Origin of the sequence: Bacillus haikouensis (genome assembly GCF_013179555.1) — a bacterium.
Classification (GTDB): domain Bacteria; phylum Bacillota; class Bacilli; order Bacillales; family Bacillaceae_B; genus Rossellomorea; species Rossellomorea haikouensis_A.
Genome location: NZ_JABMCR010000326.1, coordinates 1 through 4,122, shown reverse-complemented (window position 1 = coordinate 4,122; position 4,122 = coordinate 1). Strand labels below are relative to the sequence as shown.

Genomic DNA, 4,122 nt, shown 5'->3' with positions numbered 1-4,122 from the left:
TACGACTTAACGTATATCCGCTATGCACAGGGGGAAGTGTATTTTCACAGTAAAGATTATGAAGCCGCGATTTTTAAGTGGGAAAGCATTTCAAATGAGATGGAGCCGTGGGCAAAGAAAAGTATTGCAGACTCCTATTATGCATTGGGCATGCTCTCTTCCGCAGAGGATGTCTACACGACGATTTCAACGGAAAGCACGGTGCTGACGATCGAAGTCTCGCTTCAGTTGTTTCATCTTTACATAGAGAGAAATAAGCTGAAGTCGGCTTACCGTATCATCGAGAAGGCTTTGAATATCGACCCCGATTATCCACTTGTTTCTCAGTTGGCGAAATCCTTCTATGAAGAACAGCAGGATTGGAAGAATGCTGTCGGACTGGCTGTGAGTGAATCGATCCGAACAGGGGATGAGGCTTGGTTCCGTGCGCTGTTGGATTATGCTGAAATGGGCTGTGCGTCAACCTTTACACCTAACTACTTTTACGATGTACTGATTACTGTTTATGAGACGAACCGACAGCTATTCAGGGAGCTTGTTCAGAGCTTATGGGAATCGTACAGGGAGATTCCTGCGACTCACATTGAATGGATGACCACGGTGAACACGATATTTGAATATGTGGAATCAGAGCCAGGTGAACGATGGGAGGAGGTTTCATCCCAGTTCCAACACGCGTATTTTCACTTCCTGGAGAAAGGGTATCTTGTGAAAGAAATTGAAGGCATCATGCCGGACCTCATGACGAACTGGCTGAAGATCAGTAAGCAGGAGCAGCCGCTGCTTGCTTCTGCGGCTGTGCTGGCATGGAATGACGTATTCTCCTATTCGATTGATCCAATGGTCGTCGAGGAAGCGGAGAGCCTGCTGCTGCAAGGTGATTATCCTTCATTTAAGATGGAAAAGACGATTCTCCTTTTTAATAAAATTATCGACTGGTCCGAAAGAAATGAAGCGCCAGTCTCTTATAAATCGAAATGGATCGCGGAACAGCTCCTCGACACAAGCCAGCAGTATCTTGTGGTTGCAGGCAGCGAATCCAGCGGCAAATCGTCCTTTGTACAATCAGTACTTGGCGAGAGTGTGGGAGATGCGGACCATTCGACCGTTGTATACAGATATCATCGCGATCAGGTAGAGGTGACGGAGATTCATGACCGCGGGGCAGAGAAAGTGGAAAGTATAGCAGATTTCGAAGAATTGATGGAGAGGGAAGCTTTTGTCGAGTACAAACTTCCTTCTGAATTCCTTCAGAAAAATGGAAGTGCTTTGATAGACGTTCAGGCAAACAACAGGGGAATTGAAGACCTTGTTTCTTTCTATCCTGCTGCTGACGGACTTCTTTATGTTTTGAATGCCGATTCTCCTTTTAATGCGGAAGACCGCCAGACGCTGAGAACCTTAACGGAGATCGGTCAGCCTGTAAATGTCCATTTTCTCCTGAACAAAATGGACAAGATCGACCATGCTGCCCGTTCAGAGGAAATCATCGAATCAGTTCGTGCAAAAGCGAGGGAATGGTTCCCTGATGCTGAAGTCCTTCCATATTCATCGCTGGAGGCAGTCCACCTGCAGCAGCGGGATGTTGAAGCCTTTTTGAAAGAGCAGTACTTACTGAATCCGGGAGTGCTGAAGGCAGAACGCCGGGTGAAGCTTTTCTACCTGGTGAGAAAAACGTTGAAGAGTTTATTCGCTCAGCGTAAGAACCAGGAACACGACTTGAAAGATACAATCGAGAAGAATAAAGATATTCTTATCCGCTTAAACGGATTCCAAAACTATTTGGGTGACATGCAAAACGACAAGACTAGTGAAATGAAAGAGTCGTTCCGTAATAAGAAAGAAGAAATGAAAAAAGAAATCTCCAAGAAAATCCCTGAAATATTGAGCGGCTGCTCAGAATTGATCACGGAAGATAGCGACTTCAGACAGATTCACGCCGAATTGAATGAAGCCATGAATGCCAGGATACAAACGTACATCCAGGAAGATCTTATGCCGCGTTTCGTGGCTTCTCTGGAGGATTGGCTGCAATCTTCCAAAATTGATCTCCAGGATGGTCAGGATTATTTAAATGAAATGAGCCAGACATTTAATGAACTGTTCGGCAAGGATCGTGTGGTCCTGGAGTGCGACTTTCAGGTAATTGATGACTGGAGAAGAGATATAAACAGGATGGGAACGAGAACCGTAATCGATAAGGAAAATATTCTTCTCCGATTTAAACCCGGTCAATTCCTGTTGAAGAGTGCGGGGAAACTTTTCGGCGGAATCCCTCAGAACAAGAACCTGCTTTATACTCAATACAAACGTTATTTGGAAAACGAGGATTATTCCGAAACGACCGAATCCGTTGTAAACAAGTTCTTTGTTCAATTCGACTTGTTTGAGAAATCATTGAATCAAGACGTCGAATCCTTCTTTGCAGAACCATTTAATCAGCTTGATCTCACCATTAAAGAAACGGAAGCAGAGGTTGCTGCAGAGGAAGAAACATTGAAAAAAATGAAGGAACATCCGGAACGGTATTTCGATCCGATTACGCTGTACGAAGTCGAGCTTCTGCAGGATGAATACATGATGAAGGCCGGCGCTAAGAGCACCAGGACTTCGTACTGACTGATAGCAAGATCAAAAAAGCTGATCCGAAAGGCGAATGCCTTGTTGGATCAGCTTTTTTGCTATTTTTATACCTTACGAACCACTCCTGGCAGCCATTCACTCAGGCTGACTTATTCATTAATAAATGTAACTGCTTCCTTGCACGGTGATAGCGAGTCTTCACCGTTGAAGGGTTGAGGTCAAGTTTCTGAGCGATTTCCTGATCGCTTAGTCCCTGGATCGCTTTTAATCGCAGGACTTCCTGCTGCGGTGCAGGGAGTAAGCAGATCCTTTGCTGAATATCTTTTTCCAGGAAAAGATAGTCTACTTCGGCTTCTACCATTCTTGTGGAGCTTGCGATAAATGCAGTGTCGCAAGCGTCCTGATCGTCCACAAGATCTTCCTTGCGCTTTGATTCCTTACGTATGAAATCAATGGCGGTCCGGTTGGCAATGGATGAAAGCCAGGACTGAATCTTTCTGAAATCGACCAGCGTATCCCACTTCCGGTAGGCTTTCAGGAATGTTTCCTGAACGATATCTTCTGAAAGATGAACGTCCTTCGTCAATTTATAGGCTATATGGTAAATCAATCTGTGAAATTGAAGATAAACATCTTCGAAAGCCGGAGATTGAATGTGTATCAGCTTTGTCTCCAATGAAATCACCTCGTTTCTTTCTTTTCAAATTATTCAAAGGCATTTTTAACAAAGGAAGGGGCATCTTCTTCGGTAAGTCCATTTACATCTACATGCGATTGCCCTTTGTATTTGATTCCGACAAGATAAGGGTTTTCGGGTCTGTCGTAGCTGAGGTTTTCCAAGGTTTCATTTAGCTTCTCTTTATCCTTTATTTCTAACCCTGTACCTTGTTCCCTCAGTTTAGGGAAGATGTCACCTGCATATTCTGCTTTCATCAATTCCCGGGTATGTTCTTTTTTATCAATCACGTAAATCCACTCAATGTCCTCGGCCGTCACCTTTATCTTCCCTAGATATCCTTTCTCGCGCAGCCAACCCTCAAACTCATCGAAGTTATTCCGAATACTGATGTTCGTCCGCTCGTTATTAGACAACAGAAGTTCTACGGAGAAAGTGCTCAACCTGTTTTGATCATCAAAGCTCTCATTGTAGATTTCCTGTTTTAAAATGCTGATTGCTTCTTTGATTTCTGCAGGATCGACAATGGTAACGGTCTTTCCAACGGTGAACTCCTGGTGAAGCGTCAACTTATCAATTTTCTCTTCGTCGACTTGGAAGATATCGTTAGTCGCTTCTTTGTATTCTTTGGTTCCGTATAAAGCTGAGTAATATTTCTCGAAGTCCCCTTGATTGACTTCGTAGCTTCGAACCAGGGTACTTCCATCTTCTAATTTATAATAGAAGAAGGCAGGCATTCTTTCATGGCTCGCGGATGATTCCCCTTTTGAAATGATGGCTTTGTGCAAATCGCGGACAGCTTTGATCGTTTCTTCTTTTTTCAGCATCGGATCGCGTTTGATCTCAGTCAATCCTTGTTCACT

Annotated in this window: 2 protein-coding genes and 1 pseudogene; 1 reads left to right on the top strand and 2 read right to left on the bottom strand. The window is 44.0% G+C overall.

The genetic code is table 11. The features are described 5' to 3' along the window. Nucleotides 1-2,619, top strand: a 2,619-nt coding sequence (locus tag HP456_RS20735) for a GTP-binding protein (RefSeq protein WP_172254650.1), incomplete at its 5' end; no start/stop codon positions are given. Nucleotides 2,620-2,722: 103 nt separating this feature from the next. On the opposite strand, the gene HP456_RS20730 is transcribed toward HP456_RS20735, so the two are convergent. Both HP456_RS20730 and HP456_RS20725 read right to left on the bottom strand, forming a co-directional pair. Continuing rightward, nucleotides 2,723-3,259: an RNA polymerase sigma factor gene (locus HP456_RS20730; protein ID WP_172254648.1), complete on the bottom strand. Its 537-nt coding sequence runs from the start codon at nt 3,257-3,259 to the stop codon at nt 2,723-2,725. A gap of 29 nt (nt 3,260-3,288) precedes the next feature. Next, a pseudogene (locus HP456_RS20725) lies at nt 3,289-4,122 on the bottom strand (DUF6449 domain-containing protein); the annotation flags it as partial.